The following is a 16,731-nucleotide window of genomic DNA, read 5'->3' on the forward strand; positions in this document are numbered from 1 at the left end:
GACCGCTGACCCGTAGTGTGGCTATCGTGCGGCACTACTACTCCGTAGACGCGATCCGCCAGGCCGAAGCGCCACTGCTGGCCAGCCTGCCCGACGGGGCCCTGATGCGGCGCGCGGCCTTCGGGCTCGCCGCCGAGATCGTCGCCGAGTTGCGCAGTCGCACCGGCGGGGTGGCCGGCCGCCGGGTGTGCGCGGTCGTCGGCTCGGGCGACAACGGCGGTGACGCGCTGTGGGCCGCCACCTTCGTGCGCCGCCGCGGCGCGGCGGCCGACGCGGTGCTGCTCAACCCGGAACGCGCCCACCGCAAGGGATTGGCGGCGTTCGAGAAGGCGGGCGGGAGGATCGTCGAAAGCGTTTCGCCGACAACCGATCTCGTCATCGACGGGGTGGTGGGCATCTCCGGCTCCGGGCCGCTGCGCCCGGCCGCGGCCGAGGTGTTCGCCGCCGTCGACGATGCCGGGATCCCCGTGATCGCGGTCGACATCCCCAGCGGCGTCGACGTCGCGACCGGGGCGATCACCGGGCCCGCGGTGCACGCCGCGGTCACCGTGACGTTCGGCGGCCTCAAGCCCGTGCACGCGCTCGGCGACTGCGGGCGGGTCAAGCTCATCGACATCGGGCTGGATCTGCCGGACACGGACGTGCTGGGCTTCGAGGCGGCCGACGTGGCCGCGCGCTGGCCGGTGCCCGGACCCCACGACGACAAGTACACCCAAGGTGTGACCGGTGTGATGGCCGGTTCCTCGACGTATCCCGGGGCCGCGGTGCTGTGCACCGGGGCTGCCGTCGCCGCGACCTCCGGCATGGTCCGCTACGCCGGCAGCGCCCACCGCGAGGTGCTCGCGCGCTGGCCGGAGGTGATCGCGTCGTCCACGCCCGCGTCGGCCGGGCGGGTCCAATCCTGGGTCGTCGGACCAGGGATAGGCACCTCGGAGACTGAAGCCACCGGGGCCGCCGCGCTGTGGTTCGCGCTGGAGACCGACCTGCCGGTGGTCGTCGACGCCGACGGGCTGACCATCCTGGCCGCGCACCCCGAGTTGGTTGCCAACCGCACCGCGCCGACGGTGCTGACCCCGCACGCCGGTGAATTCGCCCGCCTGGCAGGTAGTCCCCCCGGGGACGACCGGGTGGGCGCGTGCCGGAAGCTGGCCGACACCTTCGGCGCCACGGTGCTGCTCAAGGGGAACGTCACCGTCGTCGCCGATCCGGGCGGCCCGGTGTACCTCAACCCGGCCGGGCAATCCTGGGCGGCCACCGCCGGTTCCGGGGACGTGCTGTCGGGCATGATCGGCGCGCTGCTCGCCGCGGGCCTGCCGGCGGCCGAGGCGGCCGCGGCGGCCGCGTTCGTCCACGCGCGGGCGGCGGCGTTGTCGGCCGCCGACCCGGGCCCCGGTGACGCGCCGACGTCATCGTCCCGCATGGTTCCGCACATCAGGGCGGCGCTGGCCGCTCTTTAGGAAGGATTCTCCCGTGCCCCAACACCCGTCCCTGCCCGCGCACTCGATCGCCCCGGCCTACACCGGCCGCCTGTTCACCGCGCCGGTGCCGGCGCTGCGAATGCCCGACGAATCGATGGATCCCGAGGCCGCCTACCGCTTCATCCACGACGAGCTGATGCTCGACGGGAGTTCCCGGCTGAACCTGGCGACCTTCGTCACCACCTGGATGGACCCCGAGGCCGGTCGCTTGATGGCCGAGACCTTCGACAAGAACATGATCGACAAGGACGAATACCCGGCGACCGCGGCGATCGAGCAGCGCTGTGTGTGCATGGTGGCCGACCTGTTCCACGCGGAGGGCCTGAACGACGCCGACCCCTATAGCGCGTGCGGGGTGTCCACGATCGGCTCGAGCGAGGCGGTCATGCTCGGCGGGCTGGCGATGAAGTGGCGGTGGCGCGCCAAGACCAAGGACTGGAAGGGCCGCACCCCCAACCTGGTGATGGGCTCGAACGTGCAGGTGGTGTGGGAGAAGTTCTGCCGCTACTTCGACGTCGAGCCCCGCTACCTGCCGATGGAGGAGGGCCGCTACGTCATCACCCCCGAGCAGGTCGTCGACGCCGTCGACGAGGACACCATCGGCGTGGTGGCGATCCTGGGGACCACCTACACCGGTGAGCTGGAGCCCGTCGCCGACATCTGCGGCGCGCTGGACAAGCTGGCCTCCGACGGCGGGGTGGACGTCCCCGTGCACGTCGACGCCGCCAGCGGCGGATTCGTGGTGCCCTTCCTGCACCCCGAGCTGAAGTGGGACTTCCGGCTGCCCCGGGTGGTGTCGATCAACGTCAGCGGGCACAAGTACGGGTTGACCTATCCCGGTGTGGGATTCGTGGTGTGGCGCAGCAAGGAATACCTGCCCGAGGAGCTGGTGTTCCGCGTCAACTACCTCGGCGGCGACATGCCCACCTTCACGCTGAACTTCTCCCGGCCCGGCAACCAGGTGGTCGGCCAGTACTACAACTTCCTGCGGCTCGGCCGCGACGGCTACACCAAGGTGATGCAGGCGCTGTCCGGGACGGCGCGGTGGCTGGGCGAGCAGCTGCGGGTCAGCGAGCACTGCGAGTTGATCTCCGACGGGTCGGCGATCCCGGTGGTCGCCTTCCGGCTCGCCGGGGACCGCGGCTACACCGAGTTCGACGTCTCGCACGAGCTGCGCACCTACGGCTGGCAGGTGCCCGCCTACACGATGCCGGACAACGCCACCGACGTCTCGGTGCTGCGCATCGTGGTGCGCGAGGGGCTCTCGGCCGACCTGGCCCGCGCGCTGCACGACGACGCCGTCTCGGCCCTCACCTCGCTGGACAAGGTCAAGCCGGGCGGCCACTATGACGCCCAGCACTTCGCGCACTGAGCGCTCGGGGAGCCAGCCGCCGTCCGGGGCCTTGTGTCACATGGGCCACTTCCGCCCCGGCTCGCGCGGCGATGTCCAGTTGCCCGCCTCACAGCGACAAACGCGCTCATGCCGACGACGCCTAACGGCTTCCAGGGCGCGGATTCCGCGCGGCAGTGACCTGACGTCGTCGCTTGTCGCTCGGAGGCGGGCACTTCGGGTGTTCTCCCGCCCAGGGACTGGTGTGGTCGTTGTGGCTTTTGGGGCGTTGCCGGGGCCGGGGCGGGCGGCGGCTGCGGCCGATTCTGGGACAATGGCGGCCGTGCCTGTTACGCCGATTTCCCTGACGCCGGGCCTCCTGGCCGAGGCCCTGGTGGACCTGGGCGCCATCGAGCACAACGTGCGGTTGCTGTGCGAGCACGCTGGCCGCGCGCAGGTGATGGCCGTCGTCAAGGCCGACGGTTACGGCCACGGCGCCACCCGCGCCGCCCGCGCGGCGCTGGCCGGCGGGGCGGCCGAGTTGGGTGTCGCCACCGTCGCCGAGGCGCTGGCGCTGCGCGCCGACGGCATCGCCGCGCCGGTGCTGGCGTGGCTGCACCCGCCGGGCATCGACTTCGGGCCCGCGCTGCTGGCCGACGTCGAGATCGCCGTCTCCTCGGAGCGCCAGCTCGACGAGCTGCTGGGCGCCGCGCGACGCACCGGCCGGACCGCGACGGTCACGCTCAAGGTGGACACGGGACTGAACCGCAACGGCGTGCACCCGTCGCAGTACCCGTCGATGCTGGCCGCGCTGGGCCGCGCCGTCGCCGAGGAGGCCATCCGGCCGCGCGGGCTGATGTCCCACATGGTGTTCGCCGATCAACCGGCCAACCCCGTCAATGACCTTCAGGCCCAACGGTTCAGCGAGATGCTGGCACAGGCGGGCGCGCGGGGGGTGCGGTTCGAGGTTGCGCACCTGGCGAACTCGTCGGCCACCATGTCGCGCCCCGACCTGGCCTTCGACCTGGTGCGGCCGGGGGTCGCGGTGTACGGCCTGAGCCCGGTGCCCGAGCTCGGCGACATGGGATTGATCCCGGCGATGACGGTGAAATGTCCTGTGGCGCTGGTCAAGTCGATCCGCGCCGGTGAGAGTGTGTCGTACGGGCACACCTGGACCGCGGAGCGCGACACCAATCTGGCGCTGCTGCCCGTCGGCTACGCGGACGGCGTGTTCCGTTCGCTGGGCGGACGATTGGAGGTGTTGATCAACGGCAAGCGGCGCCCCGGCGTGGGCCGGATCTGCATGGACCAGTTCGTCGTCGACCTCGGCCCCGGCCGCACCGACGTGGCCGAGGGTGACGAGGCGATCCTGTTCGGGCCCGGCACCGGCGGCGAACCCACCGCACAGGACTGGGCCGACCTGCTCGGCACCATCCACTACGAAGTGGTGACCAGCCCGCGCGGGCGCATCACCCGGACCTACCGCGAGGCGCAAACCATTGAGCCGTGAGAAGACTCGCAGGCGCCAACGGGGGAGGGCTTGGTTCGCGGGAGGGGCGGGGGTGACGGCCCTCGCCACGATCGTCGGAGCCTCTGCCCGCCGGTCGATGGTGCAGCGCGCCCGTGGCGTCGAAGACCCTTACGCCGACGAGGATTTCGGCAGGATCGATGACGACCGCCGCTCGGTGGTCACCACCCCGGACGGGGTGTCGTTGGCGATACGCGAGGCCGGCCCCGCGGACGCCCCGCTCACCATGGTCTTCGTGCACGGATTCTGCCTGCGGATGGGCGCCTTTCATTTCCAGCGCACGCGCCTGCCCGAGCACCTGGGCCCCGGCGTCCGGATGGTGTTCTACGACCAGCGCGGGCACGGGCAGTCCGACGAAGCCCCGCCCGAGAGCTACACGCTGACCCAACTCGGCAAGGACCTGGAAAGCGTCCTGAAGGTGGTGGCCCCGCGCGGGATGATCGTGCTGGTCGGCCACTCCATGGGCGGCATGACGGTGTTGTCGCACGCCCGCCAATTCCCCGACCAGTACGGGCGCCGGATCGTCGGCGCCGCGTTGATTTCCTCAGCGGCCGAAGGTGTCGCGAGGTCCCCGCTGGGGGAGATCCTGAAAAACCCCGCGCTGGAAGCGTTTCGGTTCACCGCGCGATCGGCGCCCAAGTTGATGCACCGCGGTCGCAGCGTGTCGCGCTCGCTGATCGGCCCGGTCCTGCGGGCCGCCTCCTACAGCGACCTGCACGTCAGCCGCAGCCTGGACGCCTTCTCGCAGCGAATGATGAACGGCACACCGATCCCGACCATGGTCGAGTTCCTGGACGCCCTCGAAGCCCACGACGAGACCGCCGGCCTGTGGACCCTGTTGCGCATCCCCACGCTGATCGCCTGCGGTGACCACGACCTGCTGACGCCGGACGAGTACTCGCGGAAAATGGCGGCCTCGCTGCCGCAATCCGAGCTGGTCATCGTTCGCGGGGCCAGCCATCTCGCGCTGCTGGACAAGCCCGAGGCGATCAACGACGGGCTGATCCGGCTGGTCAAGCGGGCCACCCCGGGCCGGGCCGCCCTGGCGACCCGGTGGATGCGGGAAAGGCTGCGGCGCCGTGGGTAGGCCCGAAGGGGAGGGTACGGCCACCCTCGAACGCGTCGAGGACACCGTCGCCCTGGGGTCGCGGCTCGGAGAGCAGCTTCGTGCGGGCGACGTCGTGGTGCTAACCGGCCCGCTCGGTGCGGGAAAGACCGTGCTGGCCAAGGGGATTGCCGCGGCGATGGACGTCGATGGACCGGTCACCTCGCCGTCGTACGTGCTGGCACGGGTGCACCCGCCGCGCCGCCCCGGGGCACCGACGATGATTCATGTCGACATGTACCGGCTTTTGGATCAAGACGGCGCCGACCTGCTCGGGGAGCTCGACTCGCTCGACCTCGACACCGATCTCGACGACGCGGTGGTGGTCGTGGAGTGGGGCGAGGGCATCGTCGAACGCCTCGCCGAGCGGCACCTCGACATTCGTCTGGAACGCCTCAGCGGATCGGACGTGCGGATCGCGTCGTGGCAGTGGGTTCGGTCGTGAGCATCGTTCTGGCCCTCGACACCGCGACTCCGGCCGTGACGGCCGGGATCGTGCGGCGCGACGACCTGACCGTGCTGGCCGAGCGGGTCACCGTCGACGCCCGCGCGCACGCCGAGCGGCTCACCCCGAACGTGGTGGCGGCCCTCGCCGACGCGGGGCTGACGATGGGCGACCTCGAGGCCGTCGTCGTGGGCTGCGGCCCAGGGCCGTTCACCGGCCTGCGGGCCGGAATGGCAACCGCCGCCGCCTACGGGCACGCGTTGGGCATCCCGGTGCGCGGCGTGTGCAGCCTGGACGCCATCGGGGTGCGTACCACCGGCGAGACGCTGGTGGTCACCGATGCCCGCCGGCGCGAAATCTATTGGGCCCGTTACCGCGACGGGTTTCGCATGGAAGGGCCGGGGGTGAACGCCCCGGCCGACGTCGACCCGGGCGCGGCGCAGGCGGTGGCCGGCTCCAAGGAGCACGCGTCACTGTTCGGCCTGCCGCATCGCGGACCGGTCTGCCCGACGCCGGCAGGCCTCGTCGCCGCGGTGCCCGACTGGTCGCAGCGCCCGCTGCCGTTGGTGGCGCTGTACCTTCGCCGCCCGGACGCCAAGCCGATGGCGGCGCGGCAATGACCGCCACCCGCGAGCCCGTGACGCTCGGCGCGCTGACCCCCGCCGACGCGGCGCGCTGCGCCGAGCTCGAACGGCAGCTGTTCGACGGCGACGACCCGTGGCCCGCGGCGGCCTTCAACCGGGAACTGGCCAGCCCGCACAACCATTACGTGGGCGCGCGCGCCGCCGGCACCCTGGTCGGGTACGCCGGAATCTCGCGGCTGGGCCGGACCCCGCCGTTCGAGTACGAGGTCCACACCATCGGCGTGGACCCCGCGTATCAGGGGCAGGGGATCGGCCGCCGGTTGCTCGAGCAGCTCCTGGTCTTCGCCGACGGGGGCGTCGTCTTCCTCGAGGTGCGCACCGACAACGAGGCGGCCATCGGGCTGTACCGCAGCGTGGGATTCGAACAGATCGGCCTGCGTCGGCGCTACTACCGCGCCAGCGGCGCCGACGCCTACACGATGCGGCGGGAGGCCCGCCCGTGAAGACCATCCTGGCCATCGAAACCTCTTGCGACGAAACGGGAGTCGGCATCGCGGGCCTCGACTCCGACGGCACCGTGACGCTGCTGGCCGACGAGGTGGCGTCCAGCGTCGACGAGCACGTCCGGTTCGGCGGGGTGGTCCCCGAGATCGCGTCGCGGGCCCACCTGGAGGCGCTCGGTCCCGCCATGCGCCGCGCCCTTCAAGCGGCCGGCGTGACGAAACCCGACATCGTCGCCGCCACGATCGGGCCCGGCCTGGCCGGCGCGCTGCTCGTGGGAGTCGCTGCGGCCAAGGCGTATTCGGCCGCGTGGGGCGTGCCGTTCTACGCCGTCAACCACCTGGGCGGGCACCTGGCCGCCGACGTCTACGAGCACGGCCCGCTGCCCGAGTGCGTGGCGCTGCTGGTGTCCGGCGGGCACACCCACCTGCTGCACGTGCGTTCCCTCGGCGAACCGATCGTCGAGCTGGGCAGCACCGTCGACGACGCCGCCGGCGAGGCCTACGACAAGGTGGCCCGTCTGCTGGGCTTGGGCTACCCGGGCGGGAAGGTGCTCGACGACCTGGCTCGCACCGGCGATCGCGACGCCGTCACCTTCCCGCGCGGCATGACGGGACCGCGTGACGACCCGTATGCCTTCAGCTTCTCGGGGCTCAAGACGGCCGTCGCCCGTTACCTGGAGAGCCACCCGGACGCGGTGAACGCGGACGTCGCCGCGGGGTTCCAGGAGGCCGTCGCCGACGTGCTGACCATGAAGGCGGTGCGCGCGGCGACGGGGCTCGGCGTCTCGACCCTGCTGATCGCCGGGGGAGTGGCCGCCAACTCGCGGCTGCGAGAGCTGGCAGAGCAGCGGTGCGCGGCGGCCGGGCTGACGCTGCGGATCCCTCGCCCCCGGCTCTGCACCGACAACGGGGCCATGATCGCCTCCTTCGCCGCGCACCTGGTGGCCGCCGGGGCGCCGCAATCACCGCTGGACGCGCCCACCGACCCGGGCCTGCCGGTGATAAAAGCCCAGGTGAGGTGATCGCTTACAGCGAATACCCGGTACGCAGCGGGGCGCCCTTGAGTGCTAGCACTCTCGTGTATAGAGTGCTAGGTGGCAATCGGCCAAACCCTGTGCCGGCACCCGCGACGACGGCGCTCGGGCACGGACGACTGCCGAATCCCTTGATAACTCCGGGGCACCCCGCCCCGGACCCGATCTAACTAGTGGAGGCTCCAATCGTGGCGAAGGTGAACATCAAGCCACTCGAGGACAAGATTCTCGTGCAGGCCAACGAGGCCGAGACCACGACCGCGTCCGGTCTGGTCATTCCTGACACCGCCAAGGAGAAGCCGCAGGAAGGCACCGTTGTCGCAGTCGGTCCCGGCCGCTGGGACGAGGACGGCGAGAAGCGGATTCCGCTCGACGTCTCAGAAGGCGACACCGTCATCTACAGCAAGTACGGCGGCACCGAGATCAAGTACAACGGCGAGGAGTACCTGATCCTGTCGGCGCGCGACGTGCTGGCCGTCGTATCGAAGTAAGCACCGTGGCCCGCCCCGGCGATCCCCGCGCATGGCCGCGGGTGATTTCCGGGGCGGCACCATTTGAACGTCGTGGTGATCGCAAGCGCGGCGGAGCCGGACGAAGCGGGTCGCCACCATTTGAACGTCGTGGTGATCGCAAGCGCGGCGGAGCCGGGCGAAGCGGGTCGCCACCATTCAAACGAGGAGCCTGATGAGCAAGGTTATTGAATACGACGAGACCGCGCGCCGCGCGATCGAGGCCGGTGTCAACGCGCTCGCCGACGCGGTCCGGGTGACCCTGGGTCCGCGCGGTCGGCATGTGGTGCTGGCCAAGGCCTTTGGCGGGCCCGCGGTCACCAACGACGGCGTGACCGTCGCGCGTGAGATCGAGCTGGAAGACCCGTTCGAGAACCTGGGCGCCCAGCTGGTCAAGTCGGTGGCGACCAAGACCAACGACGTGGCGGGCGACGGCACCACCACCGCGACCGTGCTGGCGCAGGCGCTGGTCAAGGGCGGCCTGCGCCTGGTTGCGGCCGGTGCCAACCCGATCGAGCTCGGCATCGGAATTTCGAAGGCGGCCGACGCGGCGTCCGAGGCGCTGCTCGCCGCGGCCACCCCCGTGTCCGGCAAGGACGCCATCGCGCAGGTGGCGACGGTGTCGTCGCGTGACGAGCAGCTCGGCGAGCTGGTCGGCGAGGCGATGAGCAAGGTCGGCACCGACGGCGTGGTCAGCGTCGAAGAGTCCTCGACACTGAACACCGAGTTGGAGTTCACCGAGGGCGTCGGCTTCGACAAGGGTTTCCTGTCGGCATATTTCGTCACCGACTTCGACGCGCAGGAAGCCGTGCTGGACGACCCGCTGATCCTGCTGCACCAGGAGAAGATCAGCTCGCTGCCCGACCTGCTGCCCATGCTGGAGAAGGTCGCCGAGTCGGGCAAGCCGCTGCTGATCATCGCCGAGGACATCGAGGGCGAGGCCCTGGCCACCCTGGTGGTCAACTCGATTCGCAAGACGCTCAAGGCGGTTGCGGTCAAGGCGCCGTTCTTCGGCGACCGGCGCAAGGCCTTCCTCGAGGACCTCGCGGTGGTCACCGGCGGGCAAGTGATCAACCCCGACGCCGGCCTGCTGCTGCGTGAGGTCGGCACCGACGTGCTGGGCTCGGCCCGTCGCGTGGTGGTCAGCAAGGACGACACCATCATCGTCGACGGCGGCGGTTCCAAGGACGCGGTCGACGCGCGCATCAAGCAACTGCGCGCCGAGATCGAGGCGAGTGACTCCGACTGGGACCGCGAGAAGCTGCAGGAGCGGCTGGCCAAGCTGGCCGGCGGCGTGGCGGTCATCAAGGTGGGTGCCGCCACCGAGACGGCGCTCAAGGAACGCAAGGAAAGCGTCGAGGATGCCGTCGCCGCGGCCAAGGCGGCCGTCGAGGAGGGCATCGTCGCCGGCGGCGGGTCGGCGCTCATCGCGGCGCGCGACGCGCTGAAGGAGCTGCGCGGATCGCTGTCCGGCGATCAGGCCACGGGCGTCGACGTGTTCGCCGAGGCGCTGGCGGCGCCGCTGTACTGGATCGCCACCAACGCCGGCCTGGACGGCGCGGTGGCGGTGAGCAAGGTCAGCGAATTGCCGCCCGGGCACGGGCTCAACGCGGACAAGCTCACCTACGGGGACCTGGTCGGCGAGGGCGTGATCGACCCAGTCAAGGTGACCCGGTCGGCGGTGGTCAACGCGGCGTCGGTGGCGCGCATGGTGCTCACCACGGAGACGGCCATCGTCGACAAGCCCGCCGACGAACACGATGACCACGGTCACGGCCACGGCCACGGACATCACCATCACCACTAGTTAGCGAAGCGAAACGCCCCCGGCCTGATGGTCGGGGGCGTTTTGCGTCGGCGATGAGCTTGCTACTCGAGACTTAACCTACGCACACCAGTCTCGGCGTGTCGTGTGCGTGGTTTAAGTGTCGCGGTTGGCTTACGGCCCGCACCACGGATACGGTCATCTGGCGGGGCGTTTCCGTGAGGTGATTTGCGTCAAATCTCGCGCCATGGAGCGCTTGTTGCAGTGGGCATGGGCTCGGTACGCCACGCGATACACGTGGGTGATGGCCGCGGTCGCCGTTGGCATTGCGTTTCCGATCTGGACAAACATGGCCGGACCACGCGAACTGGTCCAGGGTGAACGAGAGCCGTTCATCGGTGCGTACAGGCAGCAGCGTAGCGGGTCGGCGTTTGGTACGTCCGGGTGGCGGGATGCGCTCTGGTCACGCCAGTTTGGCTGATCCGCGGGCGCTGGAAGCATGCGTGAGAGCGGTTAGTGCATCGATGTCGCGGGTCAGCTGGTGGTAGAGGACGGCCGGTCCAAGCCATCTGCCCAGGAGACTCCGGAGTGCCGCCGGGTCGAGTGGCCGCTCGGGAGGATCGACCAGAACCGACTGGAGTGTGCGTACGGCGAGTTCGATGAGGTCGTCGATCGCAGCGTGGTCGAAGCCATGGGCGGCCCAGTCGACGTCATATCGTCGGAACATTTCTCGTCCCAGTCCAAATGCCGCACCGGCGGTGAACGAGGCCGACGTGCCGCCCGGTAACCGTGCGTCTAGGACGCGCGCCATCAGCGGGTCGTCGGCGAACTCCTCGGCCGCGAATGCCACGCCCTCGACGACGGCGGCGGCCGGATTTGTCCACCCACGCAGGTGATCGGCTAGACGATCGAGAAAGCCGTTGGCCGAACGCATCTGGCTGCCGACCACGAGCGCTTCGGCGCCGGGGAAGTAACGGTAGATGGTCTGGCGGCTCACTCCCAGAACGCGAGCCACGTCGCTGACGCGGATGGCCGATCCGCCTTCGGCAACCAAGGAGTCAACCGCGTCCAGAATCCGGTTGACGGCCTCCTCATCGGAGGCCGGCGTGTGGCCCGACCATCCATGGCTACGCACGGGTAAGGCCCATCATCGTGCTCCTGTTCGGTATGACGTGACAATCTGTAGCTAGAAGTATCGCGAACTGGGGTTGAGGTCAACGATATCTTGCCGGTTCACACGCGTCAGTTCGTACGAGATCTCAAGAACAAGTGCGCGACTGCTGCGCCAGAGTTCCTCTTCACCACACCATGCGAATCCGCAACCGTCAACGATGACGCGACATTCTGCTCTGATTTGTCTTGTCAGCTCCCGCTAGGTCTGCTGTGATACATCAAGGAATCGCGGCAGGTTCCACTGCACCAGGAGGCGGCCCATGACCGTAACTGAGGTCAACGACATTCGGTACGACCCCTACGATGTGGAACTTCTGGCCGATCCCTACCCAGTGTTCCGGCGGCTGCGCGAGGAGTCGCCGCTGTACTACAACGAGCAATACGATTTCTATGCGCTCAGTCGTTTCCAGGACGTGAGTCGTGCGCTTGTCGACACCGGCACGTTCAGTTCAGCCCGCGGAATGATCCTCGAAGTGATCAAGGCCAACATCGAGATACCGCCCGGCATCATCGTTTTCGAAGACCCACCGATCCATGACATCCACCGCAAATTGCTCGCGCGGATGTTCACCCCCCGCAAGATCGCCGAGCTCGAGGACAAGATTCGCGCGTTTTGCGCACAATGTCTCGACCCTGTCGTCGGCACCGGACGTTTCGATTTCATCGCCGATCTCGGCGCTCAGATGCCGATGAGAGTCATCGGAATGCTGGTCGGCATCCCCGAAGGCGACCAAGAACGTGTTCGGGAACGCTCGAATGCCTCGTTGCTCACCGAGGCCGGCCAACCCATGAGCCTGGCCTCGGAGGGCATCAACAACTACGACGAGGTGTTCGCCGCCTACCTCGACTGGCGCGCCGAACACCCCTCCGACGACATCACGACTGAACTCCTCAACGTCGAATTCGACGACGAGACAGGAGTCCGCCGAACCCTGACCCGCGACGAAATCCTGCTCTATATCGGCCTCGTCGCCTCCGCAGGCAACGAGACCACCACCCGGCTCCTCGGCTGGGCCGGAAAAGTTCTCGCCGACCATCCCGACCAGCGTCGCGAAATCGCCGCCGATCATCGGTTGATTCCACAGACGATCGAGGAACTGCTGCGCTACGAATCCCCGGTACCGCACCTCGCCCGCTACGTCACCCGTGATACCGAGTGGTACGGCCATACGGTGCCCGAAGGCAGCGTCATGATGCCGCTGATCGCATCAGCTTGCCGCGATCATCGCCAATTCCCGCCTGACGGAGACCGATTCGACATCCATCGCCAGCCGCGTCAGCACCTGGCATTCAGCGTGGGAGCGCACTTCTGCCTAGGAGCGGCACTCGCCAGGCTGGAGGCACGAATCGCGCTCGAGGAAATCCTCAAGCGCTTCCCCGAATGGGACATCGACATCCAGAACGCACACCTGTCATCGGCGTCGGCTGTCCGAGGCTGGGAATCGATGCCCGCGTTCATCTAGCTCAGACGCATCGGTTCCGGGGACGGCGATCTCCACGTTGTCGAACCGCAGCAATTGCGTGACAGCACACCGGTGTGGACGTGCGCCTAGAGGTATTGATTCCTCGCATTCGGTTTGTTGGGATCGGTAGCCAGGTGGGGCTTGTGCACTGGTTGCCACGAATGCGCCAGAGAGGACGGCCATCATGCTGCTTGCCGACGTGACGAAGAGAATCATCGCCGCCGCACTGCTGGCGGGGGGTGCCGCGCTGACCGGGTGGGGCGTGGGCACCGCGCACGCGGACACGATGGAACCGCACCGCTGGTGCCCCGGCGACCCGAAGCAGATGCCCTACGTCGTGAACCAGTACATCGACTGGGACTGGAATGTCTGCCACACCTGGTACCCGACCCAGTACGGGATGGGCAATGTCACCATGCAGGGCCGGCCGACCTCGATCTGGGACGGCGACAACCCGCCGATCGAGGCGATCACCATCAGGCATTGCCCGCCGATCAGCTTCATGTGCCCCTAAAAGCCGAAGCGCCCTGGCATCCGGCCGGGGCGTTTTCGTCGCTGGGCCGCGATGGGCGTCTAATCTCGCGCCATGGATCGCTTCGCGCAGTGGGCGTGGGATCGGTTTGGCGCACGGTACTCGTGGGTGGTCTGTGGCGTCTCCGTCCTGGTGCCGTCGCCGATATATCTTTTCTTGTCTTGTGCCATGGTGGCTTTCGAGAAATCGGATCGTTATCTCGAAGCGGTGGCGGCCACCGCCGTCGCGATGTTGGTGTTGGCGTACGGGATTGTGCTGCCCGGCCGGGGCGCATGGCGGCTCGTCGAGCGGTGGGCAGCGGGTGAGGCGGTGGATCCCGGGGCGGCACTAGAGGCGACCTACACCTGGTCGCGCCGTGCCGTCGCCCGAGGGTTGGCGGTCGTCACCGCGTGCGGCGCCGTGCTGTCGGGCGTCGTCGCTGTCATTGTCGGCGCGGCCGGACCGCGGCTGGCCGAGTATGCGGTCCTGGGCGCCATTATCGGGGCCGTTTCACACCTGATCGGCGTGCACAGTGTGCCGGAAGGGCCGATGCGACCGGTGCGGACCGCGATCGGAGGCGACTCCGGCATCGGTGACTCCCTGCCCCGGTCGCGGCCCAGCTTCGCCGCGTGGTCCAACCTGGCCATCCTCGCGGTCGCGTTCGGTTTCTCGATGGCGGGCGCGATGGTGGCGGGTGAGTTCGATCGGTCCCGGCAATCACCCCTGCTGTGGATGTGCATCGGCTGCGTGCTGACTGTGGGCTTCGCCGTCCCGATCACCGTCATCAGTGTGTTCTCGCCGTCCCTGCAGCCAATTCGGGACCTTGCCGAAGGCACCAAACGTGTTGCGGCCGGCGACTACTCGCGACGGCTGCCGGTGTTTCAAGACGACGACCTAGGCGCGCTGGCGGGGTCGTTCAACCGCATGCAGGCGGGTTTGGCCGAGCGGCAACGACTTCACGCCGCGTTTGCGACCTACGTCGACCCATCCTTGGCGGCGCGATTGCTCGAGCAGGGCGACGATGTGTTCACCGGGGAGCGCCGCGAGGTGACGGTGATGTTTGTCGACATCCGCGACTTCACCCCCTTCGCCGAGGCGCACACCGCCGAGGACACGGTCGCGCGCCTCAACGCGTTGTTCGAGATCGTCGTGCCGGCCGTCGTCGATGCCGGGGGGCACGTGAACAAGTTCCTCGGCGACGGCGCGCTGGCAGTATTCAACGCCCCCAACGACCTTGCCGACCATGCCGACGCGGCCGTCGGCGCGGCGGTCCTGGTTCACCGACTGGTCTCAGAACGGTTGAGCGAGCTGCGAATCGGCATCGGCGTCAACACCGGTGTGGTGATCGCCGGCACCATCGGCGGGGGAGGCAAGCTGGAGTTCACTCTGATCGGCGACACGGTCAACGTCGCCGCCCGCGTGGAGCAGCTCACCAAGACGACCGGTGATGCGATCCTGCTCACCGAGCAGACCGTCGACGCCCTGGCTTCGCGACCGCCGGGGCTGACCGACCGTGGAGCACACGCCCTGAAGGGCAAGTCGGCCGCCACGCGGGTCTTCGGGTTCGGCACCGCCGACCTTCGTTCGCCTCGCCCCGGCTGAATTCATTAACTCGGCGGGTTCTGCGTCCTGCCGGGGTTCGGGAACGCCGGGTTGGTGTAGGCCGGTGTCTGCGGCTCCTCGCCGCCATTAGGACTCTCGACTGGCGGCGGTCCGGCGTCTGGCTCACCCGCCGCAACTGGGTGTGCCCGGTGTTCGGGCGGTGGCGGCTTGGGCACCAGGTAGTTTCTCCACGCGCCCGGTGGGTTCGGTGCCGGGCCGATCGTGTTATCCGGCCAGCGCCATGAGCAACCACCGGATGCGCCTCCGAAATCGCCTGCCGGAATGGTCAACCCGAAACCCATGAAAGTTCCACCGATGATGGAGTTGCCGCCCGGGCCACCCATGTTCCACCCACCATATTCGCAGTGCCAGTGGGTGCTGTTCTCCTCGATCGGGAAGTCGCAATAGTACGTCGTGGCCCCCGCCTCGAAAGTGCTGCCGCCGACACCGGGATAGTCGCACACTCCTGGACCAGGGATGTTGCCGCCCGGCCCGGCCCATGCTGTGGGGGCATTGAGGGTTGCAAATAGCGTAACCCCTGGTGCCACAAGGACTTTGACCGCTTTAGTCAGGAGGTCTTTCATTGCGAGCGCTTCCTCGCTTCGACCGCCGCGCGTCCCTTGCGATACTCGCGAGCCGTGTGAATCGCGGCTGTGTCCGCGGCATAGCGCTGAGTTTGCACCCTCGATGACAATGTGCTCACCACCAGAATTGAAGCTGCGGCTGGCTGTCAGGCCCCGAATTGCACCGTAGTACTGCTCGGCGTTCCGATATCTCATTTCTGCTGAATTCGAAGCCGCTCGTCCCGCGGCCGCTCGGCGGGGCGGTTTGCCGCCCCACGTGCGAGGCGCGGCGGTGGGCAAACGTCCCGTGGGACCGCGCCGATTGCTAAGCTGGCCGCATCATGACGTGGGGGGCGCGAGCGTGACTTATCCGCAGCAATGGCCACCGCAACCGCCGCAGTACCCCCAGCAATGGCCCTCGCCGTACCCTCCGTATCCGCCGCCGGCGCCCGCGCCGCGCAAGACCAACGTCGCGCTGATCGTTGTGCTTACGGTCGCGGCGATCGTCATTCTCGTGCCGGCGGCGTTGGTCGGTTTCTTCGTGATCCGGGACGTGGCCCGCGACGGTCTCGACGGTCGCGGCGGAATCAAGAAAGCCACCACCCTCTCGGACTTCGATGTGGTGTGCGATCGCGGATCAATCAGCAACGCCGCCACGTACGGCAAGCCCTACAAGATCGTTGCGTTCGCCCCGTATGACGAGCCGGACCCGATGCGCGAACTGGCATCCATGCACTGGAGACAAGTCACACTCGATTCCCGTGCCGATTACCGGGCGACTGACGGCGACTTCCAGTCGACGAATGTTGTTGGCTGCCTTACCCGCAAACCCGGAACCGAGGCGAAGTCACGCACCTGTGACCTCAAGTCGGACGCGGGCGAACACATCGCCGTCGACTTATACGCCGTGCAGTACGACTTGGAACTCCGCGAGGCGAAGACCGGCAAGCGCATCGCACAACTGGGATCGGTCGACGGTCCGGCAGCCAACTGCCCGTTCTTCGTATGGGTCAAAAAGCGCGACCCGAAGATGTACGCGGAACCTGATGCCGCGGCGGTCGATGCCAAGCTCGCCGAGTTCGCCCACCGGTAAAACGGGCCACGCGTTCTGGCTGTACACCGAACCGGTCGGCAGTGG

General features: G+C 68.4%; 16 protein-coding genes. 14 read left to right on the forward strand and 2 right to left on the reverse strand.

Annotation, left to right across the window (positions count from 1 at the left end):
- Positions 1-26: 26 nt before the first annotated feature.
- The 10 genes from A5681_RS22000 (at position 27) to groL (ending at position 10,323) form a co-directional block, all read left to right on the forward strand.
- On the forward strand, positions 27-1,457 hold the full coding sequence (locus tag A5681_RS22000; RefSeq protein ID WP_067280612.1) for a bifunctional ADP-dependent NAD(P)H-hydrate dehydratase/NAD(P)H-hydrate epimerase: 1,431 nt from the start codon (positions 27-29) through the stop codon (positions 1,455-1,457).
- Positions 1,458-1,470: 13 nt separating this feature from the next.
- Positions 1,471-2,850 (forward strand): glutamate decarboxylase, encoded by a 1,380-nt coding sequence (locus tag A5681_RS22005; RefSeq protein WP_067280398.1) that lies wholly within the window; start codon positions 1,471-1,473, stop codon positions 2,848-2,850.
- 301 nt (positions 2,851-3,151) lie between these two features.
- Positions 3,152-4,318, forward strand: a complete 1,167-nt coding sequence (gene alr, locus A5681_RS22010) for an alanine racemase (protein ID WP_156738096.1) — start codon at positions 3,152-3,154, stop codon at positions 4,316-4,318.
- Positions 4,319-4,370: 52 nt separating this feature from the next.
- A complete protein-coding gene (locus A5681_RS27880; RefSeq protein WP_197498682.1) occupies positions 4,371-5,423 on the forward strand; it encodes an alpha/beta fold hydrolase in 1,053 nt (350 codons plus the stop codon).
- A complete protein-coding gene (gene tsaE, locus A5681_RS22020) occupies positions 5,416-5,886 on the forward strand; it encodes a tRNA (adenosine(37)-N6)-threonylcarbamoyltransferase complex ATPase subunit type 1 TsaE (protein ID WP_067280429.1) in 471 nt (156 codons plus the stop codon). Before A5681_RS27880 ends, tsaE begins: the two co-directional genes overlap by 8 nt.
- The gene (gene tsaB, locus A5681_RS22025; RefSeq protein ID WP_067280615.1) at positions 5,883-6,506 is read left to right on the forward strand and encodes a tRNA (adenosine(37)-N6)-threonylcarbamoyltransferase complex dimerization subunit type 1 TsaB; all 624 of its coding nucleotides are present in this window, start codon (positions 5,883-5,885) and stop codon (positions 6,504-6,506) included. Before tsaE ends, tsaB begins: the two co-directional genes overlap by 4 nt.
- Entirely contained in the window at positions 6,503-6,973 is a 471-nt protein-coding gene (gene rimI / locus A5681_RS22030) for a ribosomal protein S18-alanine N-acetyltransferase (RefSeq protein WP_067280432.1), read from the forward strand. Before tsaB ends, rimI begins: the two co-directional genes overlap by 4 nt.
- Positions 6,970-7,995, forward strand: a complete 1,026-nt coding sequence (gene tsaD / locus A5681_RS22035) for a tRNA (adenosine(37)-N6)-threonylcarbamoyltransferase complex transferase subunit TsaD (protein WP_067280435.1) — start codon at positions 6,970-6,972, stop codon at positions 7,993-7,995. The genes rimI and tsaD overlap by 4 nt, the downstream gene beginning before the upstream one ends.
- A 200-nt stretch (positions 7,996-8,195) precedes the next feature.
- A complete protein-coding gene (gene groES / locus A5681_RS22040; RefSeq protein WP_007167930.1) occupies positions 8,196-8,498 on the forward strand; it encodes a co-chaperone GroES in 303 nt (100 codons plus the stop codon).
- Between the two features lie 193 nt (positions 8,499-8,691).
- Complete coding sequence (gene groL, locus A5681_RS22045; protein ID WP_067280437.1) at positions 8,692-10,323, forward strand: chaperonin GroEL; 1,632 nt, start codon at positions 8,692-8,694, stop codon at positions 10,321-10,323.
- 421 nt (positions 10,324-10,744) lie between these two features.
- Here the strand turns inward: groL and A5681_RS22050 are convergent, their stop codons facing one another.
- Positions 10,745-11,416, reverse strand: a complete 672-nt coding sequence (locus tag A5681_RS22050) for a TetR/AcrR family transcriptional regulator (protein WP_067280439.1) — start codon at positions 11,414-11,416, stop codon at positions 10,745-10,747.
- Positions 11,417-11,714: 298 nt separating this feature from the next.
- Between A5681_RS22050 and A5681_RS22055 the strand changes: the two genes are divergently transcribed.
- From A5681_RS22055 to A5681_RS22065, 3 genes are all read left to right on the forward strand, one after another.
- Positions 11,715-12,917, forward strand: a complete 1,203-nt coding sequence (locus A5681_RS22055) for a cytochrome P450 (RefSeq protein WP_067280442.1) — start codon at positions 11,715-11,717, stop codon at positions 12,915-12,917.
- A gap of 184 nt (positions 12,918-13,101) precedes the next feature.
- Positions 13,102-13,431, forward strand: a complete 330-nt coding sequence (locus tag A5681_RS22060; RefSeq protein ID WP_067280445.1) for a hypothetical protein — start codon at positions 13,102-13,104, stop codon at positions 13,429-13,431.
- Positions 13,432-13,503: 72 nt separating this feature from the next.
- Entirely contained in the window at positions 13,504-15,030 is a 1,527-nt protein-coding gene (locus tag A5681_RS22065) for an adenylate/guanylate cyclase domain-containing protein (protein ID WP_067280448.1), read from the forward strand.
- Positions 15,031-15,035: 5 nt separating this feature from the next.
- On the opposite strand, the gene A5681_RS27245 is transcribed toward A5681_RS22065, so the two are convergent.
- Entirely contained in the window at positions 15,036-15,614 is a 579-nt protein-coding gene (locus A5681_RS27245; RefSeq protein WP_156738097.1) for a hypothetical protein, read from the reverse strand.
- Positions 15,615-15,885: 271 nt separating this feature from the next.
- Between A5681_RS27245 and A5681_RS22070 the strand changes: the two genes are divergently transcribed.
- Positions 15,886-16,686, forward strand: coding sequence for a hypothetical protein (locus A5681_RS22070; RefSeq protein WP_231996397.1), 801 nt, complete (start codon positions 15,886-15,888; stop codon positions 16,684-16,686).
- Positions 16,687-16,731 lie beyond the last annotated feature (45 nt).

Origin of the sequence: Mycobacterium scrofulaceum (assembly GCF_001667885.1) — a bacterium.
In the GTDB taxonomy this organism is placed as follows: Bacteria; Actinomycetota; Actinomycetes; order Mycobacteriales; family Mycobacteriaceae; genus Mycobacterium; species Mycobacterium scrofulaceum_C.

Coding starts and splice junctions, on each gene's coding strand:
- A5681_RS27245 (WP_156738097.1), bottom strand. CDS start 15,614: ATGAAAGACCTCCTGACTAAAGCGGTCAAAGTCCTTGTGGCACCAGGG.
- A5681_RS22060 (WP_067280445.1), top strand. CDS start 13,102: ATGCTGCTTGCCGACGTGACGAAGAGAATCATCGCCGCCGCACTGCTG.
- A5681_RS22055 (WP_067280442.1), top strand. CDS start 11,715: ATGACCGTAACTGAGGTCAACGACATTCGGTACGACCCCTACGATGTG.
- groL (WP_067280437.1), top strand. CDS start 8,692: ATGAGCAAGGTTATTGAATACGACGAGACCGCGCGCCGCGCGATCGAG.
- rimI (WP_067280432.1), top strand. CDS start 6,503: ATGACCGCCACCCGCGAGCCCGTGACGCTCGGCGCGCTGACCCCCGCC.
- A5681_RS22065 (WP_067280448.1), top strand. CDS start 13,504: ATGGATCGCTTCGCGCAGTGGGCGTGGGATCGGTTTGGCGCACGGTAC.